General features: G+C 67.4%; 27 protein-coding genes and 1 pseudogene. 11 read left to right on the plus strand and 17 right to left on the minus strand.

Translation table 11 applies throughout. The annotated features are described in order from the left end of the window. Together BLR51_RS06570 and mobQ are read right to left on the minus strand one after the other, a co-directional pair. Nucleotides 1–275 (minus strand): transposase (locus tag BLR51_RS06570; protein ID WP_131821796.1); only part of this gene is annotated, 275 nt, incomplete at its 3' end. Between the two features lie 284 nt (nt 276–559). After that, nucleotides 560–1,623 (minus strand): annotated as a pseudogene (mobQ, locus tag BLR51_RS06575) (MobQ family relaxase). A 153-nt stretch (nt 1,624–1,776) separates the two neighbouring features. On the opposite strand from mobQ, the gene BLR51_RS06580 reads away from it, so the two are divergent. The 4 genes from BLR51_RS06580 (at nt 1,777) to BLR51_RS06595 (ending at nt 4,404) form a co-directional block, all read left to right on the plus strand. After that, a complete protein-coding gene (locus BLR51_RS06580) occupies nt 1,777–2,043 on the plus strand; it encodes a hypothetical protein (RefSeq protein ID WP_089845221.1) in 267 nt (88 codons plus the stop codon). Further along, complete coding sequence (locus BLR51_RS06585; RefSeq protein WP_089845224.1) at nt 2,040–2,459, plus strand: hypothetical protein; 420 nt, start codon at nt 2,040–2,042, stop codon at nt 2,457–2,459. Before BLR51_RS06580 ends, BLR51_RS06585 begins: the two co-directional genes overlap by 4 nt. A 479-nt stretch (nt 2,460–2,938) precedes the next feature. Then, complete coding sequence (locus BLR51_RS06590) at nt 2,939–3,916, plus strand: replication initiator protein A (protein ID WP_089845225.1); 978 nt, start codon at nt 2,939–2,941, stop codon at nt 3,914–3,916. Nucleotides 3,917–4,059: 143 nt separating this feature from the next. Continuing rightward, on the plus strand, nt 4,060–4,404 hold the full coding sequence (locus BLR51_RS06595; protein ID WP_089845228.1) for a type 2 periplasmic-binding domain-containing protein: 345 nt from the start codon (nt 4,060–4,062) through the stop codon (nt 4,402–4,404). Nucleotides 4,405–4,738: 334 nt separating this feature from the next. On the opposite strand, the gene BLR51_RS06600 is transcribed toward BLR51_RS06595, so the two are convergent. The 4 genes from BLR51_RS06600 to BLR51_RS06615 all read right to left on the minus strand — a co-directional run bounded on the left by BLR51_RS06600 (nt 4,739) and on the right by BLR51_RS06615 (nt 7,956). Then, nucleotides 4,739–5,431 carry a type 1 glutamine amidotransferase domain-containing protein gene (locus BLR51_RS06600; RefSeq protein WP_089845230.1) on the minus strand — a complete coding sequence of 231 codons (693 nt, stop codon included), beginning with the start codon at nt 5,429–5,431 and terminating at the stop codon, nt 4,739–4,741. 172 nt (nt 5,432–5,603) lie between these two features. After that, on the minus strand, nt 5,604–6,194 hold the full coding sequence (locus BLR51_RS06605) for a TetR/AcrR family transcriptional regulator (protein ID WP_089845232.1): 591 nt from the start codon (nt 6,192–6,194) through the stop codon (nt 5,604–5,606). Nucleotides 6,195–6,298: 104 nt separating this feature from the next. After that, nucleotides 6,299–7,432, minus strand: a complete 1,134-nt coding sequence (locus tag BLR51_RS06610; RefSeq protein ID WP_089845235.1) for an MFS transporter — start codon at nt 7,430–7,432, stop codon at nt 6,299–6,301. Next, nucleotides 7,429–7,956 carry a TetR/AcrR family transcriptional regulator gene (locus tag BLR51_RS06615; RefSeq protein ID WP_089845237.1) on the minus strand — a complete coding sequence of 176 codons (528 nt, stop codon included), beginning with the start codon at nt 7,954–7,956 and terminating at the stop codon, nt 7,429–7,431. Before BLR51_RS06615 ends, BLR51_RS06610 begins: the two co-directional genes overlap by 4 nt. Before the next feature lie 210 nt (nt 7,957–8,166). Between BLR51_RS06615 and BLR51_RS06620 the strand changes: the two genes are divergently transcribed. From BLR51_RS06620 to BLR51_RS06630, 3 genes are all read left to right on the plus strand, one after another. Then, complete coding sequence (locus BLR51_RS06620) at nt 8,167–9,186, plus strand: nucleotidyltransferase family protein (RefSeq protein ID WP_089845238.1); 1,020 nt, start codon at nt 8,167–8,169, stop codon at nt 9,184–9,186. A gap of 87 nt (nt 9,187–9,273) precedes the next feature. Then, on the plus strand, nt 9,274–9,726 hold the full coding sequence (locus BLR51_RS06625) for a thiol-disulfide oxidoreductase DCC family protein (RefSeq protein WP_089845240.1): 453 nt from the start codon (nt 9,274–9,276) through the stop codon (nt 9,724–9,726). Further along, nucleotides 9,723–11,336, plus strand: a complete 1,614-nt coding sequence (locus tag BLR51_RS06630; protein ID WP_089845242.1) for a saccharopine dehydrogenase family protein — start codon at nt 9,723–9,725, stop codon at nt 11,334–11,336. The genes BLR51_RS06625 and BLR51_RS06630 overlap by 4 nt, the downstream gene beginning before the upstream one ends. Here the strand turns inward: BLR51_RS06630 and BLR51_RS06635 are convergent. After that, a complete protein-coding gene (locus BLR51_RS06635; protein WP_089845244.1) occupies nt 11,333–12,007 on the minus strand; it encodes a TetR/AcrR family transcriptional regulator in 675 nt (224 codons plus the stop codon). The two genes, BLR51_RS06630 and BLR51_RS06635, sit on opposite strands and share 4 nt — an antisense overlap. Before the next feature lie 127 nt (nt 12,008–12,134). Here BLR51_RS06635 and BLR51_RS06640 point away from each other — a divergent pair, with 127 nt between their 5' ends. The 3 genes from BLR51_RS06640 (at nt 12,135) to BLR51_RS06650 (ending at nt 17,015) form a co-directional block, all read left to right on the plus strand. After that, nucleotides 12,135–13,313 carry an efflux RND transporter periplasmic adaptor subunit gene (locus BLR51_RS06640; protein ID WP_089845246.1) on the plus strand — a complete coding sequence of 393 codons (1,179 nt, stop codon included), beginning with the start codon at nt 12,135–12,137 and terminating at the stop codon, nt 13,311–13,313. Next, entirely contained in the window at nt 13,310–16,426 is a 3,117-nt protein-coding gene (locus BLR51_RS06645; protein ID WP_089845248.1) for an efflux RND transporter permease subunit, read from the plus strand. Before BLR51_RS06640 ends, BLR51_RS06645 begins: the two co-directional genes overlap by 4 nt. 73 nt (nt 16,427–16,499) lie before the next feature. After that, nucleotides 16,500–17,015 carry a ferritin-like domain-containing protein gene (locus tag BLR51_RS06650; protein ID WP_089845250.1) on the plus strand — a complete coding sequence of 172 codons (516 nt, stop codon included), beginning with the start codon at nt 16,500–16,502 and terminating at the stop codon, nt 17,013–17,015. Between the two features lie 188 nt (nt 17,016–17,203). Here BLR51_RS06650 and BLR51_RS06655 read toward each other — a convergent pair whose 3' ends face one another. Further along, entirely contained in the window at nt 17,204–18,097 is an 894-nt protein-coding gene (locus BLR51_RS06655) for a LysR family transcriptional regulator ArgP (protein ID WP_089845253.1), read from the minus strand. Between the two features lie 89 nt (nt 18,098–18,186). Here BLR51_RS06655 and BLR51_RS06660 point away from each other — a divergent pair, with 89 nt between their 5' ends. Then, nucleotides 18,187–18,798 carry a LysE/ArgO family amino acid transporter gene (locus BLR51_RS06660; RefSeq protein ID WP_089845254.1) on the plus strand — a complete coding sequence of 204 codons (612 nt, stop codon included), beginning with the start codon at nt 18,187–18,189 and terminating at the stop codon, nt 18,796–18,798. A gap of 6 nt (nt 18,799–18,804) precedes the next feature. Here BLR51_RS06660 and BLR51_RS27685 read toward each other — a convergent pair whose 3' ends face one another. From BLR51_RS27685 to BLR51_RS06700, 9 genes are all read right to left on the minus strand, one after another. Further along, nucleotides 18,805–18,975, minus strand: coding sequence for a tautomerase family protein (locus BLR51_RS27685; protein ID WP_165616754.1), 171 nt, complete (start codon nt 18,973–18,975; stop codon nt 18,805–18,807). 105 nt (nt 18,976–19,080) lie between these two features. Further along, nucleotides 19,081–19,329 carry an SDR family oxidoreductase gene (locus tag BLR51_RS27990; RefSeq protein WP_089845256.1) on the minus strand — a complete coding sequence of 83 codons (249 nt, stop codon included), beginning with the start codon at nt 19,327–19,329 and terminating at the stop codon, nt 19,081–19,083. Between the two features lie 16 nt (nt 19,330–19,345). Beyond that, nucleotides 19,346–19,540 (minus strand): hypothetical protein, encoded by a 195-nt coding sequence (locus BLR51_RS27995; protein ID WP_089845258.1) that lies wholly within the window; start codon nt 19,538–19,540, stop codon nt 19,346–19,348. A gap of 109 nt (nt 19,541–19,649) precedes the next feature. Beyond that, a complete protein-coding gene (locus BLR51_RS06675) occupies nt 19,650–20,837 on the minus strand; it encodes an MFS transporter (RefSeq protein ID WP_242656666.1) in 1,188 nt (395 codons plus the stop codon). Continuing rightward, nucleotides 20,830–21,585 carry a DeoR/GlpR family DNA-binding transcription regulator gene (locus tag BLR51_RS06680; RefSeq protein ID WP_165616755.1) on the minus strand — a complete coding sequence of 252 codons (756 nt, stop codon included), beginning with the start codon at nt 21,583–21,585 and terminating at the stop codon, nt 20,830–20,832. The genes BLR51_RS06675 and BLR51_RS06680 overlap by 8 nt, the downstream gene beginning before the upstream one ends. A gap of 283 nt (nt 21,586–21,868) precedes the next feature. Next, the gene (locus BLR51_RS06685; RefSeq protein ID WP_089845263.1) at nt 21,869–22,918 is read right to left on the minus strand and encodes a TRAP transporter substrate-binding protein; all 1,050 of its coding nucleotides are present in this window, start codon (nt 22,916–22,918) and stop codon (nt 21,869–21,871) included. A 50-nt stretch (nt 22,919–22,968) separates the two neighbouring features. After that, nucleotides 22,969–24,249, minus strand: coding sequence for a TRAP transporter large permease (locus tag BLR51_RS06690; protein ID WP_089845265.1), 1,281 nt, complete (start codon nt 24,247–24,249; stop codon nt 22,969–22,971). Between the two features lie 2 nt (nt 24,250–24,251). Beyond that, nucleotides 24,252–24,773, minus strand: a complete 522-nt coding sequence (locus tag BLR51_RS06695; protein ID WP_230795550.1) for a TRAP transporter small permease — start codon at nt 24,771–24,773, stop codon at nt 24,252–24,254. Then, a complete protein-coding gene (locus BLR51_RS06700; protein ID WP_089845266.1) occupies nt 24,770–25,831 on the minus strand; it encodes a D-TA family PLP-dependent enzyme in 1,062 nt (353 codons plus the stop codon). Before BLR51_RS06700 ends, BLR51_RS06695 begins: the two co-directional genes overlap by 4 nt. Between the last annotated feature and the right edge of the window lies 1 nt (nt 25,832).

Raw genomic sequence — 25,832 nt, forward strand, 5'->3', positions numbered from 1 at the left:
ACGGCCCCGCTCTGGTTCAGGGTTTCCATGATGTCCTCCCACAGCCCTGCCAGTGTCCAGCGCCGGAACTGCCGGTAGACGCTGGACCATTTACCGAACTCTTCGGGAAGATCGCGCCACGGCGCTCCCGTGCGGGCGATCCAGAAAATCCCATCAAGAACAAGGCGGTGATTGGTCGGTTTGCGCCCGTTAGGCGCACGGACTGCCAGAATGAACCGTTCAAAGAACGCCCATTCTTCGTCCGACATAAGATTTCGTGCCAAGCTGGTCTCCATCGTAGACACCAGCTTGAATCATGCCTGTAGCACGATGTGAATCCCTTTTGTCAACACGGCCTAGGATGTTTCGCTTCATCCTGATCTGATGGATCTATAACTCGTGCCCCGGCCCCCGGTCGCGCCAAACTTCCGCCTCGCGTTCCTGCTCCAACTCTTTGGCACGCAGACGCTTGGCTTCCCGGTCCACGTGTTCCTTCTCCACCTCCCGGCCCTGCCTGATCGCTGCCAGGCGGGCGGCGATTTCGTCGTGGTCCAACGCCTTCGACCCGGCGCGCAGGCGATCAGCCAGGCTCTGCGGGGCGATGGGTTTGTCTGATGTCTTTTCGCTGATCGCTGATCGCTGAACGTTGATCCCCGATATCTGATCGCGTATCGCGCAATGCCCAAGCCTCGCGCATTCGGGCGGCAAGATCCTGCGGGCGGTCGCGGTCATGCCCGCCGCTTTCATAGGCAAGCCCGGCCTCGGTCGGTTGCAACCTGTCCAGGACGTGATCCGCTGTCCGTTCAAGCCAGCTCCGGACGTGCCCAGCCAGCTCTTGGGCAACGCGCGCCACCTCGGCGGCATGAGCCTTGACCTCATGCCAGACACGGACGGCGGCAACCTCCTGCCCGCGCTCCTTCAGCTGCCGTGCACCCGCCGACAACTGGGGCAGGGGCGGACGGTCCAGCGCAACGGCCCGGACGATGTGTTCCAGCGCCTCGGCCTCGTGGCCCTGCTCCTGGGCGACGAGGGCCAGCTCCAGCGCCTCGATGCGCTGCGCCTCAAGGGTGCGGTGGTCGATCCGCTCGGCGTGGCCGGCCAGCTCCAGGGCAAGGTTGGCATCCTGCGCCCATGCCTCGCGCCACCCCTCCAGAACCTCGACGGCGTTCCAGTCGCAGTTCTTGGCGGTGAAGCCCTCGGCGGCGATCTCGCGGGTGGTCAGCAGGATATGGGCGTGGTGGTTGCGGTCATCGCCTTCGCGCCCTGGCGCATGAAGGGCGATGTCGGCCACCATGCCGCGATCCACAAACTGCCGCTGGCAGAAGTCGCGCACCAGCAGGGCGCGCTGCCCGTGGTCCAGCTCAGCGGGCAAGGCCACCCGGATTCGCGGGCCACCTGCGAATTCTTCCGGGTCTCGGCCGCCTCGACCGCGTTCCACAGCGCCGCCCGATCCTGCGCCCATTCCGGCGCATGGGCAGGGGCGAGAATTTCGACGTGATCGACGCCACCCCGGGCGCGATAATCGAACGAAAGCCCGGTGCGGTGGTCCTCGATGTGGGACGCGCTGCGATAGGCCGCCGCCGCCGTGGCGCTGCGGCCAGCCGAGCGGGAAATCATCGTGGCCCGAAGGTGGTAGATCGCCATTTCCGCGCCGCACTCTCAAGGGGTTCAAAGGGGAAGGCTGTTCCCCCTTGCCCACACAAACGTGAAACGTTTGAATAAATGGGCACTTCGTGCCTTGCACCCTATCCGCATTCCGGGAAGAAACGCAACCGGAACGAGCAACAGAGCGACGAAATGGTGCGGACGATTGAACAACAGGTAGCTGAGGCTCAGGCAAAACTGGCCCGCCTCAAAACACGGGCAAAGGCACAGGACACCCGCCGCAAGATCATTGTCGGGGCCATCGTCACAACCGAAGCCCTGAAAGACCCCAAGATTGCCAAGTGGCTGGCATCGACCCTCCGCAAGAATGCGACAAGGGAAGTCGATCAGAAGGAACTGGCGGGGCTTCTGGCTGACCTCGATGCCAAGGCGCAGAGCGCCGGGGTAGGTGAAGCATGAGCGAAGGCAAAGATTCCTTTGAAATTCTGGCCGACGAGCTGGCCCGCATGGGGCAGCAAATTGCGCACCTCCAACGAACCAGCCTCAACAAGACCGAGGCCGAAGCCCTGAACAAGCAACTTGTCCAGGGCGTGGCTTCGATGGCCCAGACCGGGCAAGCCCTCTATGAGGCTATTTCCGAGCGTATGGACATGCGGATGGAAAAGCTGGCGATGGAAACCATCCTCGCCGCTACCGATGCCGCAAGCAGGGCCATCGAGAAAAGCCATGCGGAAACCAGCTCCGCCGCCAGAGACTACGCCAAAGCCGCAGGAGAGGCCCGTAGAGAGGCTTGGCGCTACTTCGGCGGGTTCTGGGTGGGTTGGCATCGGTCGGCGCTGGCGGGGCCGTTCTGGGGCTTCTGGCGGCGTTTCTGATCATGGGCCGGGGTGATGCGCGCGAGTTCGGCCAATATCCCCAAGTCTACTGCACCACCGCAGGGGGCCAGGTCGTTACAAATCCGGAGGGTCGTAGGTTCTGCGCCATCTGGATCGACCGCCCGTCTCAGTCTGGAGGCTGACCTCGCAGCCCTTGCCTTCTTCATGGCAAATCTACCGCTTGCCACAAGCGCAGGCGGTGGGCTTCTGGGTGCGATACGGGCGACAGGCCCTAGTGTTATTAGTGTTACCTACGGAGTAGTGTTACGGATGCCAGAATGCTTTCAAAACCACAGCCTTAACCCTGTGGATAGTTCCGAAAGGCACGAATTTTGGTTCCGAAAGGCACGAACGATTTTGGTACGAGAGCGGGTTCCCGAAAGCACGAACAGAAGCACTCAGCACCCCGCCTCGGGCAGCGGTTCTCGAAAGCACGAACTTTGGTTCCCGATAGCACGAACATGAGCTAAGAATCATCCATGGCCCTTCTTCCAGATCGACACCCACAGAAAGACTTCTTCATCCTCGACATCGCCGATGTCGTGCCGAAGGATGACATGGCGTCGATGGAACACCCGCTGTTCTCGCTCGCAACGCAGCCCGACATGCGCCACCTGGTCTACCGGAGCGGGGAGAACAGCCTGGAAATTATCCCGTCCGGGCTTGGACTGCCGACCATCAAGGACAAAGATATCCTGATCTTCTGCATCAGCCAGCTGATGGACAGAAAGAACCGAGGAGAACCTATCGGCAAGCGGGTCAGGTTCAGCGCACGCGAGCTGATGATCGGAACGAACCGCAACACCGATGGCCGGGAATACAAGCGCCTCGAGCACGCCTTCCAGCGCCTTCAGGGCACCCAGTTCAAGACCAACATCAGAACTGGGAACCGGAAAGAGGTCCGCATCTTCGGACTGATCGACGAAGGCGGCTTCGTCATGCGGGAAGAGGGAAAATGGCGCCTCGACTACTGCGAAGTTGTCCTGTCTGACTGGCTGATGCGCGCGATCGAGGCCAACGAGGTGATCAGCATATCGGAAGACTACTTCCGCCTGCGCCGCCCCTTGGAACGCCGCCTCTATGAGATTGCCCGCAAGCACTGCGGCGCGCAGCCAAAGTGGCAGATCGGGCTGGCCAACCTTCAAAATAAGACGGGCAGCAACGCCCCCCTCAAGAAGTTCCGGCTGAATCTGCGGCAGATCATCGAAGATGACTGCACGCCGTTCTACAAGATCGAGCTGATGGCTGACGACCTGGCAATCTTCCGGCCACGGTCCGCCTCTACCGCGCTGGCACCTGATATCCGACTGCCGGAATGGTCCGAGGAGAAAGCCCGCGAGGTCGCCCGCTTCGGCCCCGCCATCGCGTCGGAAGCCGTCATGCGGGCGGGGACAGATCTGCGGCGGTCCGGCTGGCGAGGACGCCGGGCGCCGCTGGCTGGCCGCCTCTGGCGGTGATACCCGGCGGGATGCGCTGGCGCGGATCACATGGGGGCGCGGCGCCGTGGCCTGCGCTCCGGATCCCACTGCTGACACAGGTTCCCCCCGACAGCGGTCTGTTTGCCCGCAGGCGTGGCGGGCGGCCCGAGGTGCCGCTGGCTTTGGCGGACCATGTACGGCGCTTTGGCGCGGCGTCTTCTTCCAATGATCTGGACGGCAACCGCATGATCGCCTTCCGCTCCTTGGTGACCGGCGCGCCGCTGCGGATGGAGCTTCAGCTGGAGGGCAGCGTCATCACGCGCCTGCCGCCCGTGGCGCTGGCGGACCCCGCAGCAGAGACGTGCGCCGCTGCCATGCGCCTTGGCATCGGCCTGAGCCAGGCATCAAGATACCGCTGCGCCGAGGATATCGCCGCCGGGCGTCTGGTCGCGCTTCTGGCCGCGACACCGCCCGCGCCGGGTGGAGGGCGCTATATACCCGCGACCGGCAGCTTTCACCCCGGGTAAAGATGTTTCCGGACTGGGTCGGCATCACCGGCTTTTCGACCCTCTCGCGAGGGGTCTCTCCCGCTCCGGATCCGCCATGCGCCGCAGCCGTGCAGCCCCGGCGCAACGGGGCGCGGGGCAGCCTTTCCCGCGACGCGGCTGCCGCCTGCGAACACCGCCACCGGGATCCCCCACGGGGGCCCGATCGGTGGCGACGCCGCAGAGGCGGAGGGTTCGCTGCCGGAGGGGACCGTCACGCGGACCGGAGCCTGGCCGTGGCGGGCCGCCGCCTCTGGCCGCGACAGCGCCGAAGCCCTGCCGCGATCAGGAAGCGTCGCGATGAGACGCGTGGCGGTCAGGCCGCGTTCTGCGTCCCAAGGGCGGCAATCAGCCGCGTTGCCGTCTGCGCCGAGGAGGCGGGGTTCTGGCCGGTGATCAGCCGACCGTCCTGCACCGTGAACGGCGCCCAGTCGGGCCCGTGGACGAAGCTGCCGCCCTTGGACCTGAGCATGTCCTCGACCAGATAGGGCACGATCTGGGTCAGGCCGACGCCCTCTTCCTCGGAATTGGTGAAGCCGGTGACCTTGCGGCCCCGCACCAGCGGCTCTCCGTCCGTGCCTTTCACGTCGCGCAGCACGCCCGGCGCGTGGCAGACCAGACCGACAGGCTTGCCCGCCGCGTAAAACGCCTCGATCAGCGCAACCGAATGGGCGTCTTCGGTGAGATCCCAGAGCGGGCCGTGGCCACCGGGATAAAAGACGGTGTCGTAGTCGGCCTCGTCCAGATCCGACAGCTTGCGCGTCTGCGCCAAGGCTTCTGTCGCCTCGGCATCCGCCTCGAAGCGGCGGGTGTCTTCGGTCTGGGACTCGGGTGCATTGCTGACCGGATCAAGCGGCGGCTGGCCGCCCTTGGGCGAGGCCAGCGTGATCTGAGCCCCCGCATCCTTGAAGATGTAATAGGGCGCGGCCAGCTCTTCGAGCCAGAAGCCGGTCTTGCGACCGGTATCGCCAAGCGTGTCGTGCGAGGTCAGAACCATCAGGACTTTCATGTCTGTCTTCCTTTTTCCGTCATGTCATGGGCGGGGCATGGCGCCCCGGAGGAGGCCCGCGCGGCGGGCTGGGGGGCGGGGCATGCTGCTGCCCCACCCGGATTTCATGCTTGCAGTAGACCAGTCGTGTAGCTGAAAGACGCCAAGCCGCCCGCGCCGGAGCGGGCCCTGCTCAGCCCAGTCTGGACCGGGTGGCCGCCATCGCCGCCCGCAGCGGCGCGTCATCCCGCGTGATCTTGGCCAGCAGGCTGGCGCCAAGCCACGACTGGTAAAGCTGCGCGGCAATCTCCTGCGGCGCGCCCTGCACCGCCAGCGATCCGTCGACGATGCCCGCCTCGATCATCTCGGCCAGCCGGGCGGTGATCTGCCCGGTGCCCTCCAGCAGGACGCGGCGCATCGGCTCTGACAGATCCGACACCTCTGCCGCCAGCTTGACAACAAGGCATTTGCTCTGCGGATCATCCGCCGTCTGCGTCTCTAGCCAATGCGCCCAGTAGGCCGCCAGCCGCTGCGCCCCGGTCAGGCCGGGCCGCGACAGCAGCTCGTCCATGGCCGCCAGATACAGCTCGAAATAGCGTTCAAGCAGCGCCTGACCAAAGGCCTCCTTCGAGCCGAAATAGTGGTAGAACGACCCCTTGGGAACCTCCGCCGCCGTCAGCACCTCGTTCAGGCCGACACCGGAGAAGCCTTTGCCGCTCATGATCTTCTGAGCGGTGGCAAGGATATGCGTGCGCATGTCGGTGGGGGCAGTATCGTCTTTCATGACCGGAGAGATAGGGTGAATTAGACCAGTCGTCTAGGGCTCCGTCCAGAAATTTTTCCCCACCCGCCCTGCGCTGTCTTGGCGATGGCCCGCAGGCAGCGGCGCTAGGCCGCCGCCAAGGCTCTGCCGCGCGCGGGGACCAGACCCGCCAGCAGCGCCAGAACGGCAAAAGCCGGGACGGCGGCCCCGGCGCCAAAGGCGCCAAGAAGGACGCCGAAGAGCGGCGCGCCCATCGTCTGGCCAATGGCGATGGTCAGGAACCCGATCATCAGCCCGGTCGCGGGCCGGTCCGGCAGCGCGCGCAGGCCCCAGATCAGGTAGACCCCGGTCAGCATGACATAGGCCGCACCGAACAGCGCACCCCCGGCCAGCGCCATCGCAGGCGGCGCACCGCCGGACCCGACCGCAAGGATGCCCGTCGCCATCAGCACAAGAAAGGCGCGGTGGATGCGGTCAAGCCCGAACCGGGTGACAAGACGGCCCGCCCCTGCCCCGGCGAGCCCGCCCGCGCCGATGGCGCTCCACAGCATCGCGGTGCCGGTTGGTCCCCAGCCAAAATGCCGTGCCCCGAGATCGCCGCCGAAGGACCAGAGCGCGGTGCTGGCCGCGCCCATCAGGAAGGAGGCGGCGATCAGGCGGCGGATCCCCGCGCTTAGCGCCGGCAGGCCCCGGGCCGGGCCGCCGCCCCGCGACGCGGGCAGCGCAAGGACGGTGGCGACCGCGACCATCCCCGCCACGACGGCGAAGGCCGCAAAGGCCATGCGCCAGTGCCCGGCCATGGCCAGCGCGATGGGGCCGGACAGGGCCACCCCCGCGCTTGTGCCCGCATTGATCGTGGTGTTGGTCGCATCGCGGTGCGGCGCGCGGACCGCCGCTGCCACGGCGGCGGCCATGGGCGGCGAGGCAAGGCCGGTGCTGGAGCCTGCCACGATCACGGCGGCGGCCAGCAGCGCGGGCGACGGGGCCAGCGCGATCCCCGCCATGCCGCAGGCCGCCACAAGCGCCGCCACCGTCGCCACGGCGCGGGGCCCCAGCCGTTCGGTCAGCGCGGCGGAGGCAAGGATGGCCGCGCAATAGGCCGCAAAGGACGCGCCCGAGATCACGCCGCCCAGTTCCGGGCCAAGGCCAAGGTCGCCATCGATCTGCGGCAGGAACATCCCGAAGGCGAAGCGGGCAAACCCGTAGCAGACCGCGATCAGGGCGAAGCCGGTCGCGCCAAGGCGCAGGGCGGGGCTCATGCCCGGGCCTGCGCGACCAGCACCGCCGCCGCGCTCCGCGCGGCCTCCACCGCCTCGGGGCCCAGCGTGACCGCCGCATGGGTCGCGCCCTCGACCAGAACCAGCACCTGATCGACAAGCAGCGGATCGGGCGCCGCGCCCAGATCCGCCGCGACGATCCCGGCCACGCGCTGCCGGAGCGCGGTCTTGTGCGCCGCGACCGCATCGGCAATCTCGGGGATGTCGCCACCGGTTTCGGCCCGGCTGCGCAGGAACAGGCAGCCCCGCGCCCCCTCGTCCCGGATCCAGCCAGCAAGCGCCGCAAACAGCGCCTCCACGCTGGAAACCTCGATCTGCCTGAGAAACCGCCGGTCGCGTTCGGCCAGCACCGCCGCCATAAGCTGCGCCTTGCTGCCTGCATGTTTGTAAAGCGTGCGGCTCGACATGCCCGCCGCGCGGGTCAGCTGGTCCATGCCCGTGGCCATGTAGCCATGCCGGTCGAAGAGCCGCTCCGCCGCGTCCACCAGTCTGAGGGTCAGGTTCATCACAAGGCTCCTTCGGCATCCTTCGGTGCATATGTAAAACGCTCGTTTTACATTGCAACCCGGCACCGCGGACCAGCGGCGCCTAAAGGGCCGCGACCATCTGGCCGGGGAAGGTTTTCCGCCGGGAATGTGCATCAGACTTATCATTGCTGCGCACTTGTGTTTGTCTGCAGCGGAGATAAGTTTGATGCACATGATCCGAGGTGAGTGATGCCCGTCCAGTCCCATTCCCGCGCCGCCCATGTCGCCTATCAGGATCTGCTGCGCCTGCATCTGGAGGACAGCGCGTCAGAGCTCGTCGGCAGCATCGAGGAGCGCCACCGCAACGGGCGCAGCTATCTTTACGACAGGTTCCGCCTCGGCACCGAGATGAAGAGCCGCTATCTGGGCGAGGGCACGCCGGAGCTGCGCGCGCGGCTGGCCCGGGCGGCCGAGCTGAAGGCGCAGGGCGAGGCGCGCCGCAAGACCATGGCGCGGCTGGCGCGGGTGCTGCGCGCCGAAGGGCTGGTCGCCACCGACCGCGACACCGGATCGCTGCTGCTGGCCTTTGCGCGCGCCGGGGTCTTCCGGCTGGGCGGCACGCTGGTGGGCACCGCCGCCTATGCGCTTTATCAGGGCGAGCTTGGCGTGAGGTTCGGCTCTGACGAGCTGGCGCAGACCGGGGACATCGATTTTGCCAGTTTCGAACGGCTGTCGGTCGCGCTTGGCGACCGGGTCGAGGAAAATCCCGGCGACATCCTGCAGGCGCTGCGCTTCGATCCGGTGCCGGGCGTGCAGGACCGCCAGATCTGGAAATGGCGGCAGAGCCATGGCACGGCCATGGTCGAATTCCTGACGCCCGCGTTCGGCGATGAACGGGTCAAGCCGCTGCCCGCACTTGGCGTCAGCGCGCAGGCGCTGAATTACCTGAACTACCTGATCGCGGAGCCCATTCCGGCGGTCGCGCTCTATCGCTCCGGCATCCTTGTGCAGATCCCCCGCCCCGAACGCTTTGCCATCCACAAGCTGATCGTGGCGGACCGCCGTCACGGCGGCCCCGATCAGGCCAAATCCCGCAAGGACCGCGCACAGGCCGCCTTTCTGATCGCGGTGCTGGCCGAGGACCGCCCCGACGATCTTGCCGACGCCGTGGAGGAGGCCCGGTCGCGCGGACCGCGCTGGCAGCAGCGGCTGGAGGCGAGCCTTGCCCGCATGCCCGACACCGCAGACCTGCTGCGCGGGCTCACCTGATCCCCGCGACCACGTGGCGCAGGCCCTGCGCGCCCGAGGACGCACGGCGCGCTTGCGCCAGCCCCGGATCCGGAGGAAAGTCGCGGCATGACAGCCCCGCCCTTCTCTTATCGACAGGATCCGCAGGTTCCCGCTTTTGACGATGCGGCGCCCGTGGCGGTGATGGATGCCGACTGCGCGCTCTGCAGCTGGGGCGCGCGCCTGATCCACCGGCTTGACCACAGCGGGACCGTGCGGATCTGCCCGGTCCAGACCCCGCTTGGCGCGGCGCTGCTGCGCCATTACGGGCTGCGGCCCGACGATCCGTCAAGCTGGCTGTTCCTTGATGCCGGGGTGGCGCATGTCGATCTTGAAGCCGCCCTGCATGCCGCGCGGCGCTTCGGCGGCTGGGGACGGCTGGCCAGCCTGCTGCGGGTGCTGCCGCGACCGGCGCGGGGCTGGCTTTACCGCCGCATCGCACGCAACCGATATGCGCTGTTTGGACGGGGCGATCTTTGCGCCCTGCCGGATCCTGCCTTTCAGGCGCGCCTGATGCGATGAGGATCCTGCTGCTTGGCGGATATGGCGTGTTTGGCGTCCGGCTGGCGCGGCTGCTGGTCGCCGACGGGCATGATGTCTGCATCGCGGGCCGCAGCCTTGACCGGGCGCAGGCCTGCGCGCGCGATCTTGGCTGCCGGGCGATGGGGCTGGACCGCGCGGGCCCGCTTGACGCGGTTGCGGATCATCAGGTGGTCATCGACGCGGCGGGTCCGTTCCATGCCTATGGCGCGGATCCCTACCGGCTGGCGCGGGCGGCGCTTGCGGCGGGGGCGCATTACCTTGACCTCTCCGACGATGCCGCCTTCTGCCTTGGCATCTCTGCGCTGGACGGTGAGGCGCGCCGCGCCGGGTGCTGCGTGCTTTCCGGCCTGTCCACGGTCCCGGCCCTGTCCTCGGCGGCGGTGCGGGCGTTGGCTGGGGCCGAGGTCCCGCGGGTGATCGATGTGGCGATCCTGCCCGGCAACCGCGCGCCGCGTGGCCTGTCGGTGATGCAGTCCATCCTGTCCGGGGCCGGGCGCCCGATGCCGGTCTGGCGCGGCCAGCAGTGGGACCGCGTGCAGGGCTGGTCGGGGCCTGCGGATTATGCCCTGCCCGGCGGGCTGATCCGGCAGGGCTGGCAGATCGCGGTGCCGGACCAGCGGCTGTTTCCGGCGCATTTCGGGGCCGACACCGTGCGCTTCCGGGCCGGGCTGGAACTGGCGGTGATGCGCTACGGGCTTGCCGCATTTGCCCTGCTGCGGCGACGTGTGCCGGTTCCGGTGACCCGGCCCATGGTGCGGGGGGTCAAGCTGCTGGCCGATGCGCTGGCCCCCTTCGGCAGCGGGCGCGGCGGCATGTCGGTGACGGTCATCACCGATCACGAGACGCGCCGCTGGACCCTGCTGGCTGAAGACGGCGATGGCCCCTATATCCCCGCCATCGCCGCCCGCGCGCTGCTGCGCCGCCCCACCCTGCCCGCCGGGGCCGGACCGGCGGTGGAGGCGGTGACGCTGGCCGAGGCCGAGGCCGCGATGTCCGATCTTCGGGTGCGCAGCGACCGCAGCGTCACGGCCAATGATCCGCTGTTTCCCCGGGTTCTGGGCGACAGCTTTGCCCTGCTGCCGGAACAGATCCGGCAGACCCACCTGACGCTTGACCGCAGCCGCTGGACGGGACGGTGCGAGGTGCAGCGCGGCACAGGTCTCTGGTCGCGGCTCCTCTGCGCGCTGTTCCGCTTTCCGCCCGCCAGCGCCGATGTCGCGGTCGAGGTCACCAAGACCGTCACGCCGCGCGGAGAGATCTGGCAGCGGCGCTTTGACGACCGGTGCTTCCGCTCGCATCTTTCCGCCACATCGGGGCGGCTGCAGGAACGCTTCGGCCCCTTTACCTTCACGATCGGGCTGCAGGTGCGGGATGGCGCGCTCCATTATCCCGTGACCGCCGGGCGGCTGGGGCCGGTGCCGCTGCCGCGCTGGATGCTGCCGGTGTCGGTCGCCCGCGAACATGTCTCTGACGGGCGCTTCCGGTTCGACGTGGAGCTTCTGGCGCCTCTTACCAAACGCTGCATGGTCCGGTATCGCGGCTGGCTTCGCGCCAAGCCGCCCGGCGATCCGTCGCGCCCGCCGAGCTAGGCGGAGCAGAGGAAGTCCGCAAACTCCTCCGGGTCCGGCATCCGGACCGGGGTGTTGGTGCAGCCAAGCAGGCGGCTGGTCATCCGTTCCTCCAGCTGCAGGCGCTGTTCCAGCAGCGCACGCCCGCCGGACAGATCCCCCGCCGCGCAGCGCTGGCGCGCCTCGGCCAGCACCACCCAGCGCAGGCGCCACGCGCGCTGCAGCAGATCGACCGTCATCTCCACATCGACCACGTCAAAGACCCCCTGCTCCACCCCGGCGCGCACGAGGGTGCGCATCAGGGGCGTGGCGCGGCGCTGCGCCTCCTGTTCCAGCTTCAGCAGGATGGGTTCGTTGCCTTCGCGCAGCGCGATGCGGATGACCCCCATGATCTGGTCGGCATGGGCCAGTTCCCACCGCGCGGTGGCGGCCAGAAAGGTGGTGAACCGTGCCACCGGCCCGCCCTCGCTGCGCTCATAGACCGCCTGCCCGGCGGCGGTGCTGGCATCGGCCAGCCGCATCAGCACCGCCGTCAGCACATCCTCCTTGGAGGTGAAGTGATGATAGAAGCCGCCCTTGGAGATGCCCGCCGCCTCGTGGATCTGCGCCACCGTCACGTCTTCCCACGGATGGGTGGCGATCAGGCCGGTTGCCACGTCAAGGATGACGGTCTTGCGGTCCTTGGCGGACATTCTGGAACGCTTCGCAGTCACGTTTCCGTTCTCCCTGACCGGTGGCCTTGATTACCGACCGACCGTCGGTATGTAAAGGCGCAGGCCAGAGGGCGCGATCACACCTCCATGAGCAAGGGGAACCAGCATGACCGACCATCCCGCCCCCGCGGCACCGACCGAGCCGCTGCGCTTTGAGACCGATCGCGGCGCGTCCCGGTCGATCTGGATCGCGGTTGCGCTGGTGGTGGCGCTGGTCGGCTGGATGGGCAGCGGCATCATCTTTCCCGGCGAGGCGCCTGCCGCGGAAACCGCCGCCGAGGATCCGCCGCCGCCTTCGGTCATGGTCACCCGCTCTGCTGCCGAACCCGTGACGCTCAGCTTCCGGGCCGAGGGTCAGGCGCTGCCCGACCGTGATACCGATGTCATCGCCGAGACCGCCGGAACGGTGATCGAGATGCCCTTCGCCAAGGGCGACCGGGTGGCGCCGGGCGACCTGCTGGCCCGGCTGAACTCCTCCCGCGCCGAGGCGGCGCTGGCGCAGGCCCGGGCGCAGCGGCTGAACGCGCAGCGCGAATTCGACAATGCCACCCAGCTGTTTGACCGGGGCGTTGCCACGCGGGACCGTCTGTCAGAGGCCCGCGCCGCCCTTGCCACCGCCGAGGCCGATGTGGCCAGCGCCGAGGAGGCGATGGAGAACCTTGTGGTCGAGGCGCCTTTTGCGGGGCGGATCGAAACCCTGCCCGCCAGTCAGGGTGAATATGTGCAGTCAGGCTCCACCATTGCCCGCATCGTCGACAATGATCCGCTGACCGTCGCCATTCAGGTGCCGCAGCAGGCGCTGAGCCGGATCAGCGAAGGCCAGACCGCGCAGGTCAGTTTCATCACCGGCCAGACCCGCGAGGGCCGCGTCAGCTTTGTCGGTGCCGCCGCCGCCTCTGAAACGCGGACCTTTCTGACCGAGATCGAGGTCACCAATCCCGGCGGCGAGATCCCGGCGGGCATTTCGGCGCAGGTCACCATCCCCACCGGCGACGCCACGGCGCATCGGGTCACGCCCTCGATCATCTCGCTGGACGAAAGCGGGCAGCTTGGCGTCAAGACCGTGGAGGACGGGCATGTCGCCTTTTACCCCATCGAGATCGTGAAGACCGAGATCGACAGCGTCTGGGTCACCGGGCTGGTGGAACAGGCCGAGATCATCACCGTCGGGCAGGGCTTCGTGCGCGATGGCGAAGAGGTGCGCAGCCAGCACGCCGAAGGCGAGACGCCGGAAGACACCGAAAGCAGCGCGATCCCGCAGGCGCTGGCGGAGGATCAGCCGTGAACGCGCTGATCGACGCCGCCTTTTCCCGGGGCCGCGCGGTGATGATCCTGCTGGCGATCATCCTGACCGTCGGCGCCGTCGCCTATATCGCCATCCCCAAAGAGGCCAATCCCGAGGTGCCGCTGCCCTTGGTCTATGTCAGCACCACGCTGGACGGCATCAGCCCCTCCGATGCCGAACGGCTGCTGATCGAGCCGATGGAGGCCGAATTCGGCGCCATCGAAGGGCTGGAGCAGATGTCCGCCGAGGCGACCGAGGGCTTTGCCAGCGTGCAGCTGGAATTTGCCGCAGGCGGCGACATTGACGAGGCGCTCGACAAGGTGCGCGAGGCGGCGGACACGGTGCAGCCCGATCTGCCCGCCGATGCGACCACGCTCAACGTCACCGAAATCAACACCGCCCTTTTCCCGATCATCACGGCGGTCCTGTCCGGGCCGCTGCCCGAACGCACGCTCAACGACATCGCCGAAGAGGTGCAGGACCGGCTTGAAGCGCTGCCCGGCGTGCTGGAGGTGGATATCGGCGGCGCCCGCGAGGAATTCCTTGAGGTGCTGATCGACCCCACGGTGTTCCAGACCTACAATCTCAGCTTCGAAAGCCTGACCAGCCAGCTGCAGCGCAACAACCAGCTGATCGCGGCGGGCGCCATCGAGACCGGCGGCGGGCGCATCGTGCTGAAGGTGCCGGGCCTGATCGAGGATCTGGCCGATGTGATGGCGATGCCGGTGAAGGTGGACGGCACCACCGTCGTCACCTTTGGCGATGTCGCCACCGTGCGCCGCACCTTCGAGGATCCGACCGGCTATGCCCGCATCGACGGCCAGCCGTCGCTGGCGCTGGAGGTCACCAAGCGGTCGGGCGCCAACATCATCGACACGGTGGCCCAGACCAAGCAGGTCATCGACGAGATGAGCGGCGACTGGCCGGACAGCCTGCGCGTGACCTATCTGCAGGACCAGTCCGAACAGGTGAAGACGCTGCTGTCGGATCTGGAGGCCAATGTGATGGCGGCGATCATGCTGGTGATGGTCGTGATCGTCTTTGCGCTTGGCCTGCGGTCGGCGGTGCTGGTGGGCCTGTCGATCCCCGGCGCCTTCCTTGCCGGGGTGGCGGTGATCTGGGCGATGGGATTCACCATGAACATCGTCGTGCTCTTTGCGCTGATCCTTGTGGTCGGCATGCTGGTGGACGGTGCCATCGTCACGGTGGAACTGGCCGACCGGCGCCTGCAGGAAGGCGACAGCCCGCGCGACGCCTATGCCCATGCCGCCAAGCGCATGGCATGGCCGATCATCGCCTCCACCGCCACCACGCTGTCGGTGTTCTTTCCGCTGCTGTTCTGGACCGGGCTCATCGGCCAGTTCATGAAATACCTGCCCATCACCGTGATCCTGACGTTGGGGGCCTCGCTTTTTATGGCGCTGATCTTCATTCCGGTGATCGGCGGCATGATCGGGCGCAACCAGCCGCGCACCGCTGCTGCCAAATCCGCGCTGCAGGCCGCAGAACGCGGCGATCCGCGGACCATCGGCGGGCTGACCGGCGCCTATGTGCGGCTGCTGGAACGCGCGCTGCTGCGGCCATGGACAACCGTCGTCTTGGCGCTGGCGCTGCTCTTGGGGGGCTTTGCGCTTTACGGCCAGTTCGGGCGCGGCATCTCGTTCTTCCCGTCGATCGAACCGGAATTCATGCAGGTGCAGGTGCGCGCCCGCGACAACCTGTCGATCTATGAACGCGACGATCTGGTGCGGCAGGTCGAGGACCGGCTGATCGGCACCGGCGGCATCCAGAGCATCTATGCCCGTTCCACCATGAGCGCGGGCGGCGGCGACGAGGATGTGATCGGCACGATCCAGCTTGATCTGGTCGACTGGCAGACCCGCCGCCCCGCCGCAGAGATCGGCGCGGAAATCCGCAACAAGATGGCCGATATCGCGGGCATCGACGTGCAGGTGGAAACCGAAAGCGGCGGCCCCTCCAGCGGCAAGCCGGTGAACCTGCGCGTCTCGACGCAGGATTTTACCCAGCAGGGCGCTGCGGTGGACACGGTGCTGGCCACGATGGAGCGGATCGGCGGCTTTACCGATGTCACCGACACCCGCCCCCTGCCCGGCGTCGAGGTCGCGATCAATGTCGACCGCGCCGAGGCGGCGCGCTTTGGCGCCGATGTCAGCCTTCTGGGTCAGGCGGTGCAGCTGCTGACGCAGGGCGTGACCGTGACCGATTACCGCCCGCCGGATGCCGATGGCGAGCTTGACGTGCGGGTGCGGTTTCCCAATGACTCGCGCTCGCTGGCGGAACTGACCAACCTGCGCGTGCCCACCTCGGCGGGGCTGGTCCCCATCTCCAACTTCGTGACCTTCGAACCGGTGGAGCGGGTCGGGGTGATCCGGCGCATCGACGAACGCCGTGTCACCACGATCGAGGCGAATGTCGCCTCCGGGCTGCTGGTCAACGATCAGGTCACGGCGCTGCGCAGCGCGCTGGATCAGGCCGACCTGCCCGACAGCGCCAGCTACGAATTCGCGGGCGAGGCGGAGGACCAGCAGGAATCGATGATCTTCCTCGCCGCAGCCTTCGTGGCCGCCATCGGGCTGATGTTCCTGATCCTCGTGGTGCAGTTCAACAGCTTCTACCAGTCCTTCGTGGTGATGAGCGCGATCATCTTTTCCATCGGCGGCGTGCTGCTGGGGCTCATCGTCACCGGGCGGCCCTTCGGGGTGGTGATGGGGGGCGTGGGCGTCATCGCGCTGGCGGGGATCGTGGTGAACAACAACATCGTGCTGATCGACGCCTATAACGACCTGCGCAAGACGGGCCTGTCGCCGATGGAGGCGGCGGTGCGGACCGGGGCACAGCGCCTGCGGCCCGTGGTGCTGACCTCCGTCACCACGGCGCTGGGGCTCATGCCCATGGTGCTGGGCATGAACATCGACTTCATCGGGCGGGAGATCCTGTTCGGCGCGCCCTCGACCCAGTACTGGACCGAACTTTCCAGCGCGATTGCGGGCGGGCTGATCATCGCGACGGTGCTGACGCTGGTGGTGACCCCCGCCATGCTGATGCTGCGCGAAAAGCCGGAGGCGCGGGCCCTGCCCACCCCCGTTTCCTGAGGCGGGATCCGCACGCTGGAACAACGCCGCCCCGGGCCGGTTCATGGACCTCAAACCCATGCCGGAGGACGATATGGCCAAGACGATCAGCGCAAAGGACGTGTTTCTCAGCGGGTTGCGGAACGCCCATGCCATGGAAAAGCAGGCGCTTGCTATCATGCAGCCGCAGGTGAACCGGCTGCAGCATTACCCCGAGGTTTCGGCGCTGCTGCAGCGCCATATCGAGGAAACCGAAGGCCAGCTGCGCCGCCTCGACGAGGTTCTGGAGCAGGTCGATGCCTCCGCCTCGGGGTTCAAGGACACGGCCACCGCGCTCAGCGGCACCTTGGCGGCGCTGGGTCACACCATGGCCGATGACGAGATCCTCAAGAACACCTTCGCCAATCACGCCTTCGAGAATTTCGAGATCGCGGCCTATGTCTCGCTGATCACCACCGCCGATCTTTGCGGTGCCAGTTCGGCCACGCTGCTTCTGCAGCAGAATCTGGACGAGGAACGCCGCATGGCCGCCGCCCTGCATGACAGCATCGAAGCGGTCACCCGCCGCTATGTCGAGCTTGGCGGTTCGGACGAGCGGGCGGATATCTGAGCGCCCGTCCCGGCCATGCCCGGGGCCAGTTTCCGACCGGCCCCGGGGCACGCGCGCAGAAGTGCCTCTTTTCTAGGCAGGTCAGCCGCAGGCCAAGGGGGCAAGGGAAAAGCCCCCATTCATCCACAGATCCATCCCCCGCCTGCGGGGATAACTCACAGGCCGGTGGCGCAGGCGCTGCAGCCAATTCAGACCAGCGCCCGCTTCGCCTCTGCCACGATGGCACTGGTGAGCGAAGCGATGCTGCCCGCCGCCTGATGGCCGATCTGCCATGACAGCGGCACATCCAGCGGCGCCCCCGGCACAAGCTCCACCAGCCGGCCCGAGGCAAGATGCCCGCGCACAAGGTGGATCGGGTTCAGCCCCCAGCCCATCCCCGCCAAACCCGCATCCACAAAGCCCTGCGACGAGGGCAGCCAGTGGGTGGGCAGCGTCACCGCATGGCCAAGCTGCCGCTGCACCCAACTCTGCTGCAGGCGGTCTTTCTGGTTGAAGGTCAGGGCAGGTGCCGCGGACAGGGCCTGCGCCGTCACCCCCTGTGGAAAGAAATGGCGCACAAACTCCGGGCTGGCGGTGGCGTGGTAGCGCAGGCTGCCAAGCGGCTTCACCTGACAGCCCTGCACCGGCTTGCCAAGCACCGTAACGGCCGCCATGACCCGGCCCCGGCGCAGCCACTCCGCCGTATGCTCCTCGTCATCCACGGCGATGTCGACCAGATGACCACTCTCCCTCGTAAAGGGCGCCAGCGCGGGCAGCAGCCATGTCGCAAGGCTGTCGGCATTGGTGGCGATGTGCAGCGTCACCGGCGCCGCCGCCCCGCCAAGCTGCAGCTGCGGAAAGCGCCCGGCCAGTTCCCCCTCAAGCAGGCCCACCTGTTCCATGTGGCGGCAGAGCCATGCGCCCTCTTCCGTGGCCGTGCAGGGGGTGCCGCGTGCCACCAGAATGACGCCCAGCCGATCTTCAAGCCCCCGCACCCGCTGCGACACGGCGGAAGGCGTGATGCCAAGGCTTCGCGCCGCGCTTTCGAAGCTGCCGCTCTGCACGACAAGCAGCACGGCTCTGGCAGCGGGGTAGTCGAGCATAAGATCTCCTAATCCGGGGTTAGGCTGTTTAATTTGGCTAACCCGGCGCGCTGGTCTATGGCCAGCGGAAACAGACGGCAGGGGCGTGCATGGATCTGACAGTCTACTTCACCGGGCTCACGATGGGGCTCAGCCTGATCATGGCCATCGGGGCGCAGAACGCCTTCGTGCTGCGACAGGGGCTGAAGGGCGAGCATGTGGTCTGGATCTGCCTGACCTGCGCGCTGTCAGACGCCCTGCTGATCGCGCTCGGCGTCACCAGCTTCGGCAGGATCGCGGCATGGCTGCCATGGGTGGATCCGCTGATGCGCTATGGCGGCGCTGCCTTCCTGATCTGGTATGGCGCCCGCAGCCTGCGCTCTGCCCTCCGCTCGCGCGAGGTGCTGACCGCCGCCCCGGCGCAGGAGCCATCGGGGCTGGCGGGTGCGCTGCTGACCTGCCTTGCGCTGACATGGCTCAACCCGCATGTCTATCTGGATACGGTCGTGCTGCTTGGCACCCTGTCCACTCAGTTCGGCGCGCAGAAGGCGAGCTTTGCCGCCGGGGCGATGACCGGGTCTTTCCTGTTCTTCTTCGCGCTTGGCTTTGGCGCGGCGGCGCTGCGACCGGTCTTTGCCCGCCCCGCCGCATGGCGCCTGCTGGAAGGCGGGATCGCGCTGGTCATGTGGGCCATCGCGCTGAAGCTGCTGCTTGGCGCCTGAAGCGGCTCAGACCTTGGCCCGCACCACCGCGACGGGATCCATCATCTGGATCTCCACAGAGACGGACAGCGCCTTTCCCGCCACAGGCGTGACCTGCGCGGTCACCGCATCGCGCGCCGCTTCGGAGATCTGCAGCAGCACCGCATCGTCCCGCCCGGGCCGGGTCCGGATCAGCATGGTGACAAAGCCCTTCCGCCCCTCGGTGTCGGTGCCGATATGGAACCGCAGCGTCGCGGCGCCGTATTCCTAGCGCGACAGCCCGCCGCTTGACCATCCCGCCGGTCAGCCGTTCCTGTCCGGCTCCGCCATGCGGCGGTGCATCTGCGCCAGCACCGTGTCGGGGATCAGCCCGGCAAAGGCGGCCTGCCCCTTGTTCATGAAGCCGCTGACCACGCCGCTGTCGCCGCGCCTCATCGCGTCATAGCCCATCCGGGCCACATGGGCGGGATCGTCCTTGGTGTCGTTTCTGCCCACTGGCGTGTCCCCCATCTGGGCGCGGTCGAAGAACTCGGTCGCCGTGGGCCCCGGCATCAGGCACCGCTGCCCTTCACCTTGTCACGCAGCGCAAAGCTGAAACTGTCGAGATAGGCTTGGTGACGTTGCAGACGGCCTGACAGCGGCCCGGCATCAGCCCCGCGATGGAGCCGGTGACAAGGATGCGCCCCTTCGCGCAGAGCCGGGCACGCTCCAGCCCGATGCCGGAGGAGGCGCCGGTGAGGACGGAAAGGGGTTTATGGGTCATGGGGGGCCTCCGGTCCTGGGCCAGGGGCGGGCGGTTCTTGCGCAGAAACCGCCCCCCACTTGATCCCGCCGAACAGCCGCTGCCGCGCGATGCTCCCGCGCCACCGCCCTCAGCTGGCGTTCCGGCCCGGCGCGGGGTCCGGCCCTGCGGACCTGTCCGGCTGCAGGGAGTTGGACAGCAGCACGATCAGCAGCGACAGGCCCGCCAACAGCAGAAAGGCGTGGCGCAGCCCCACCAGCTCTGCCAGCGCGCCGATCAGGGGCGGACCCAGCAGCATCCCGCCATAGCCAAGGGTGGCGACGCTGGCGATGGCCCGGCCCTGCGCACGCCCCGCCCCCGCTGCGGCGCGGGAAAAGGCCAGCGGCATGATAGTGGCATATCCCGCCCCCAGCAGACCAAAGCCCAGAAGCGCCACGGGCAGCCCTTCGGACCAGACGATCAGCGCGGCACCCGCTGCGGCGAACCCGCCGCTGAGCTGTGCTGTGCGCGCAGGCCCGAGCGTGGCAATCAGCGCCGGGCCTGACAGCCGGGTGACCACCATGGCCACCGAAAAACAGGCATAGCCCAAGGCTGCCAAAGCGTCCGACGTGCCGGTGACATCCGCCAGAAACACCGCGCTCCAGTCCGCCATGGCGCCTTCGCCCACCGCCGCCGCCAGCGCCACAAGCCCCACGATCAGCAGTGGCCCGCGCGGAATGGCAAAGCGCGGCCCCTCGTCTGCGGCGGCGCGGGCCGATGCCCATGGCACCCGCGCAAAGACCCAAGCCAGTGCTGTGGCGGCCCCGCCGACGCCAAGGAAATGCAGCCCCGGCGCGATCCCCAGCGACACCGCCGCATAGCCGGTTGCCGCCCCAAGCCCCGCACCCAGACTGTAAAGCGCATGAAACCGCGACATCAGGTGGCGCTGCCGGGCCTGTTCCACCTCGGCGCCCCAGGAATTCATCGCGACATCCATCGCGCCGTACAATGCGCCGTACAATGCGCCGTACAGCGCCAGCGCCGCCGCCAGCAGCGGCACGTTGGGCGCGACGGCCAGCAGGCAGAGGGCCGTGACATATAGCGGCGCAAGCCCTTTGGTCAGTGCGGCGGCGCCCATGCGGTCGGACAGCCGCCCCGCCACCGGAAAGGACAGGATGGCGCCGCCCGCAAGGCAGAGCAGCAGCAGGCCCAGCGTGCCGGGCGTCAGCGCGAATTCTGCGGTGAAGGCCGGGATCCGCGAGGCCCAGACCCCGAACAGCCCGCCATTGAGGGCGAACATCGCGCAGACGGCCCCCACCGGCGTTACAAGTTTAGGCATGATGCACCTCCAGCCCCGCCGCGCGCAGATCCTCCACCTCCGCCGGGTCCGCATCCGTCACCAGATGGTCAATCGCGGCGGCGGGCAGCGTCCGGTGACGCGCCCTCTGGCCGAGTTTCGATCTGTCGGCAAGCACAACCGTGGCGGCGGCGGCGCGCGCCATCGCCCGCTTGACGCCAGCTTCAAGCGCGTCGTCGGAACTCATCCCGAAGGCGGCCTCAAGCCCGCAGGCGCCCAGAATGGCCATGTCCGCTGCCAGATCGTGAAGCTGGGCTTCGGTGTCGAGGCCCACGCTGATCCCGCCGCCCGCGCTGAGCTTTCCGCCCAGCATCAGCACCTCGATGCCCTTTGTCTGGCAGGCCACGGCCACCCAAGGCGAGGACGTGACCACCAGCAGACCACGCTCCGGCTCCAGCACATGGGCCAGCGCAAGCACCGTGGTGCCGCCATCCAGCAGCAGCGTCTTGCGCCCTTGGCAGAGCGCATGCGCCTTGCGCGCGATCCCCGGCAGCGCGGGCTGGGTTTTCAGCATCCGCGCCTCCATCGGTTCGGCAGGCACCGCCGGGCGCAGCGCGCCGCCCCGGACCCGCCGCGCCTCGCCCGAGGCTTCAAGCGCGATCAGATCCCGCCGCACGGTGTCGAGAGAGACGTCGAATTCTTCGGCGATGCGGGCAGCAACCAGCGGCTCGCCGTCCAGCAGGCGCCTGCGCAGCACCTTCAGCCGCATTTCAGGAATGTTCAGGCTCACCTGCATGACTCCGCATGATTCTGCACAATCATGCATATTAACGCATAAACCTGCAACACGGAAAATGGCGGCGCCGGTCAGACCAGCGCCGCCTTGCAGCTTCCGCTTATGACAACTCTCCGCTCCGCCTGCGCAGGATGCAGGCCAGCAGGACGCCCTCCGGCCAAATCCTCGTTCTTGCAGACGGCCTGTGACGCGGCGGGCGCGACCGGCAGCCAGACCAGACTGGGCGCGGCGATCCTGTCCCCGGTTGCCCGACCGGGCGCCGGAGACAGGGGAGAGGTCAGTTCGACACGAGGTAGCTGGCGTCGTTCGCCGCCTGAGCCTCTTCCTTCAGCACGTCGAGCAGGGCCACGGCGTCTTCGCCCAGCTGGTCGGCGATATGGGCCTCGAAGGCGGGCTGGGTCACGTCGCGCATCTCGTCGCGCTGCGCCTGATCAAGGGCGGAGATCTCCATCAGGTCCGACAGGCCGGTCACGCCGCGATCCGAGGCTTCGATGATCCGGGCCAGCCCGCGCGAGGCGGTCACGCAGGACTGCGCGGCACTGGTGACGATCTTCTGGTGCTCGGCACTCAGATCCTCCCAGACCGCGCGGTTCATCATGAAGATATAGGGCGAAAACAGATGGTTGGTCAGGGTCATGTAACCCTGCACCTCGCCCAGATTCGCAAAGGAGATGATCGGGACCGGGTTCATCTGACCGTCGATCACCCCGGTCTGCAGGGCCGAATACAGCTCGCCCCAAGCCAGCGGATAGGATTCCGCCCCCATGGCGTTCATGATGACCTGATGCGACGGCAGGGTCATGGTCCGCACCCGCACCCCTTCGAAATCGGCCAGATCGGTGATCGGCTTGGAGGAATTTGTCACCGCAAAGAAACCGCCGGTATCGGGAAAGCCCAGCACCACCACGTCGCCCAGCTCCTCCTCGATATCGGCTTTCAGCATCTCGCCGAAGCGGCCATCGAAGACCTCGTAGGTGGCGGCATTGCCGCTGAAGGCGAAGGGCAGGTTCAGCACGTCGATCTTCGGATAATAGGAGGCGATGGCCCCGGTGGAGGAGATGGTCGCCTGCACCACCCCGTCGCGGGTCATCTGCACCTGTTCGGTATTGGTGCCGACCTGATCGTTGGGGAAGAATTCGACATCGACGGCGCCGTTCGTCTCGGACCGGACGATGTTGCCGAAGACCGCGGCGCAGGCATGGCCGGGATTGTCGAACGGGTCGGGGTTGTTGTCATGGGCAAGCTGGATCACAAGATCCTGTGCGGCGGCCATGCCGGGGGCCAGCAGCGCCGTCAGGGCCAGTCCATAGATCGGGGTGCGTTTCATCAGTCTCTCTCCTTGTTGGTTTCTGGTTTCTTGTTGGTAGGGTCGACCGCTCAGACGAAGCCGAACAGCCGGGGGATCAGCAGCGCCGCGTCTTCCCAGAAGGCGAAGACCAGCAGCACGCCGATCTGGGCGAGCAGGAAGGGCCAGAGCTTGGCCGCGATCCGTTCAAGCCGCTCGCCCGTGACCGAGGAAAGGACGAACAGGCAGGCGCCCACGGGCGGTGTCATCAGCGAGATGTTGAGCGCCACCACGAAGATGATCCCGGCATGGATCGGCTGCAGGCCGATCTGCGCGGCAATCGGCGCCAGCACCGGGGCAAGGATGATGAGGATGGCGGTGACATCCATCACCATGCCGATCGCCAGCAGCAGGCCGATGATGAGCAGCAGCAGGATCTGCGGGTTTTCCGAGATGCCAAGCAGGCCGCTCGCGATGTCCTGCGGGATGCGGTTGAAGCTCATCCACCAGCCCAGAATGCCCGCAAAGCCGATGATGACGAAGATGACGCCGCTGATGACGGCGGTCTGCAGAAGCATCCGCCCCAGCGCCCCAAGGTCAAGGTTGCGGTAGATCACGAAGCCCACGAACAGCGCATAGGCCACCGCGATGGAGGCGGCTTCGGTCGGGGTGACGATGCCGCCAAGGATCCCGCCCAGAATGATGACCGGCATCAGCAGCGCGGTGGTGGCATCCAGAAACGCGCGGAGCACCTCGCGGAAGCTGGCGCGGCGGGCCGCGACGGGAAGCCCGTTGCGTCTGGCGCCGAGCGCGATGATGAGCATGCAGACCACGCAGATGGCGAGCCCGGGCAGGATGCCCGCCGCAAAGAGCCCGCCGATCGAGACCCCCATCAGCGAGCCATAGACGACCATGATGCCCGAAGGCGGGATGGTCGGGCCGATGATCGACCCCGCCGCCGTGACGGCGCAGGCATAGTCGCGCCGGTAGCCCTGCGCCACCATTTCCGGCACCAGCGTGCGCCCGAAGGCGGCGGCATCCGCCGTGGCGGCGCCCGTCAGCCCCGCGAACATCACCGAGGCGACCATGTTGGCATGGGCCAGCCCGCCGCGGAAATGCCCGACAAGGATATGCGCGAACCGCATCAGGCGCGACGTGATGCCGATATGGTTCATGATCTCGCCCGCCAGAATGAAGAACGGCATGGCCAGAAACGGAAAGATGTCGAGGCTGTTGAACATCCGGCTGGGGCCCATGGCCAGCATGCGCTCATTGCCCATCTCGGCAATTCCGGCGAGCCCCGCGATGCCGATGGCAAAGCCGATGGGCGATCCGATCATCAGAAGACCGACAAAAAGTATCCCGATCAGCATGCCTAGTTCCTTTCAGCGCGATCCCGCAGATCGTGAGTGCCGCGATCCCTGAGGGCCACGAGGAGAAGTTGAACGAAGGCGAGCCCCGCCGAGACCGGAATGGCCGCATAGGCGGGCCCAAGCGTCATGCCGAAGATCATCGCCTGCCGGGTGGCGCCGCCTTGGGCAAAGCCTACGCCGAACCAGAACAGATAGGCGAACAGCGCCAGCGCCAGAATGTCGCTGAGCAGCAGCAGGCCGCGCCGCAGCCCCTGCGGCAGCAGGTCGATGAACATGGTCAGGCCGATATGCTCGCGCCGCGCGATCCCCACCGAAATGGCCAGCAGCACGGTCCAGATCATCAGGTAGCGGGCCAGCACCTCGGGCCAGTTCAGCTGCCATCTGAACAGGTAGCGGTCCAGAACGCCGATCCAGACGTCAAGGACCAGCGCCGCCATCAGCACGATCAGCACCACCTCGACAAGGCGGGACAGCGCGTGGCTGGCCTTGCCCGCCACATGGCTCAGCCGCGACAGATCCGTCATGTCACGCATCCCCGTGCATCGACGCGCAGCGGCGTGGCGCCGCCCTCTGGATCCAGCAGCCAGACCGTGTCGAAGAGGTTGGAGACCGGGCAGGCATGGTTCGGGATGATCCGCACGCGCGCGCCCAGTTCCGGCGGCACCGCACAGCGCGACACATCCATGACGCCATGCTCCTCGCTCAGCGTCACGATCCGTGCCTCGGGGTGGTCCGGCAGAAACCCGAACCCTTCGAGGCCCATCGCGTCGGAGGTCAGCGTTTTTGACCCCGCATCGATCACCGCGCGACCCGGCGCCGGAGTCGAGACCACCGTCGCCAGCACCTGCAGCGCGCACTCCTCGCTGGTGCAGGCCCCTGCCGCGATCTGGCTGCGGTCCATGTAGATATAGGTGCCGGGGCGATACTCCGTGACGATGCCCGGCTGCATCGCGTCCCAGATATCCGGGGTGCCGCCCGTGGTGACGATCCGTGGCGGCAGGCCGTGGTCCGACAGCAGCGCCACCGCCCGCGCCAGCCAGTCGCGCGAGGCCTGAACGCCCCCGGCGGCGGGATAGGTCATCAGCCCGCCAAACCGCAGCCCGGGCGCCGCCTCAAGAACGCGCGCCAGATCCAGCGCGGCCTCGGGGGTCTGAACGCCGCAGCGCCCCATGCCTGTATCGCATTCCACCAGAACGCTCAGCGGCCTGTCCGCACCCGCCATCACCTGCCGGTAACCTTCGGCGACGGCGGCGCTGTCGCAGGTCACGGCAAGGCGGCACCGGTCGGCGAGCGCCCGCAGCCGGGCCAGCTTTGCCGCGCCAAGGATGTTGTAGGTCAGCAGGATGTCGTCGATGCCGCCATCGGCCATCACCTCGGCCTCGGCCAGCTTCTGGCAGGTGACGCCCACGGCCCCCCGCGCGATCTGCTCTTGGGCAAGGCGAAGCGACTTGTGGGTCTTGATATGCGGGCGCAGGGCCAGCCCTGCGGCATCGGCGGCGGACTGCGCCCGCGCCAGATTGCGGCGGAGCTTGTCAAGATCGATCACCACCGCGGGTGTCTCTAGGCTGTGGAGGGTGTCCATG

It is taken from the genome of Salipiger marinus, assembly GCF_900100085.1.
Taxonomy (GTDB): Bacteria; Pseudomonadota; Alphaproteobacteria; order Rhodobacterales; family Rhodobacteraceae; genus Salipiger; species Salipiger marinus.

What these genes read in the sequence shown, in the direction of transcription:
- BLR51_RS06580 (WP_089845221.1), top strand. Translation starts at nt 1,777, where the DNA reads ATGGTGCGGACGATTGAACAACAGGTAGCTGAGGCTCAGGCAAAACTG.
- BLR51_RS06585 (WP_089845224.1), top strand. Translation starts at nt 2,040, where the DNA reads ATGAGCGAAGGCAAAGATTCCTTTGAAATTCTGGCCGACGAGCTGGCC.
- BLR51_RS06590 (WP_089845225.1), top strand. Translation starts at nt 2,939, where the DNA reads ATGGCCCTTCTTCCAGATCGACACCCACAGAAAGACTTCTTCATCCTC.
- BLR51_RS06600 (WP_089845230.1), bottom strand. Translation starts at nt 5,431, where the DNA reads ATGAAAGTCCTGATGGTTCTGACCTCGCACGACACGCTTGGCGATACC.
- BLR51_RS06605 (WP_089845232.1), bottom strand. Translation starts at nt 6,194, where the DNA reads ATGAAAGACGATACTGCCCCCACCGACATGCGCACGCATATCCTTGCC.
- BLR51_RS06610 (WP_089845235.1), bottom strand. Translation starts at nt 7,432, where the DNA reads ATGAGCCCCGCCCTGCGCCTTGGCGCGACCGGCTTCGCCCTGATCGCG.
- BLR51_RS06615 (WP_089845237.1), bottom strand. Translation starts at nt 7,956, where the DNA reads ATGAACCTGACCCTCAGACTGGTGGACGCGGCGGAGCGGCTCTTCGAC.
- BLR51_RS06620 (WP_089845238.1), top strand. Translation starts at nt 8,167, where the DNA reads ATGCCCGTCCAGTCCCATTCCCGCGCCGCCCATGTCGCCTATCAGGAT.
- BLR51_RS06625 (WP_089845240.1), top strand. Translation starts at nt 9,274, where the DNA reads ATGACAGCCCCGCCCTTCTCTTATCGACAGGATCCGCAGGTTCCCGCT.
- BLR51_RS06630 (WP_089845242.1), top strand. Translation starts at nt 9,723, where the DNA reads ATGAGGATCCTGCTGCTTGGCGGATATGGCGTGTTTGGCGTCCGGCTG.
- BLR51_RS06635 (WP_089845244.1), bottom strand. Translation starts at nt 12,007, where the DNA reads ATGTCCGCCAAGGACCGCAAGACCGTCATCCTTGACGTGGCAACCGGC.
- BLR51_RS06640 (WP_089845246.1), top strand. Translation starts at nt 12,135, where the DNA reads ATGACCGACCATCCCGCCCCCGCGGCACCGACCGAGCCGCTGCGCTTT.
- BLR51_RS06650 (WP_089845250.1), top strand. Translation starts at nt 16,500, where the DNA reads ATGGCCAAGACGATCAGCGCAAAGGACGTGTTTCTCAGCGGGTTGCGG.
- BLR51_RS06655 (WP_089845253.1), bottom strand. Translation starts at nt 18,097, where the DNA reads ATGCTCGACTACCCCGCTGCCAGAGCCGTGCTGCTTGTCGTGCAGAGC.
- BLR51_RS06660 (WP_089845254.1), top strand. Translation starts at nt 18,187, where the DNA reads ATGGATCTGACAGTCTACTTCACCGGGCTCACGATGGGGCTCAGCCTG.
- BLR51_RS27685 (WP_165616754.1), bottom strand. Translation starts at nt 18,975, where the DNA reads ATGCTGATCCGGACCCGGCCCGGGCGGGACGATGCGGTGCTGCTGCAG.
- BLR51_RS27990 (WP_089845256.1), bottom strand. Translation starts at nt 19,329, where the DNA reads ATGCCGGGGCCCACGGCGACCGAGTTCTTCGACCGCGCCCAGATGGGG.
- BLR51_RS27995 (WP_089845258.1), bottom strand. Translation starts at nt 19,540, where the DNA reads ATGACCCATAAACCCCTTTCCGTCCTCACCGGCGCCTCCTCCGGCATC.
- BLR51_RS06675 (WP_242656666.1), bottom strand. Translation starts at nt 20,837, where the DNA reads ATGCCTAAACTTGTAACGCCGGTGGGGGCCGTCTGCGCGATGTTCGCC.
- BLR51_RS06685 (WP_089845263.1), bottom strand. Translation starts at nt 22,918, where the DNA reads ATGAAACGCACCCCGATCTATGGACTGGCCCTGACGGCGCTGCTGGCC.
- BLR51_RS06690 (WP_089845265.1), bottom strand. Translation starts at nt 24,249, where the DNA reads ATGCTGATCGGGATACTTTTTGTCGGTCTTCTGATGATCGGATCGCCC.
- BLR51_RS06695 (WP_230795550.1), bottom strand. Translation starts at nt 24,773, where the DNA reads ATGACGGATCTGTCGCGGCTGAGCCATGTGGCGGGCAAGGCCAGCCAC.
- BLR51_RS06700 (WP_089845266.1), bottom strand. Translation starts at nt 25,831, where the DNA reads ATGGACACCCTCCACAGCCTAGAGACACCCGCGGTGGTGATCGATCTT.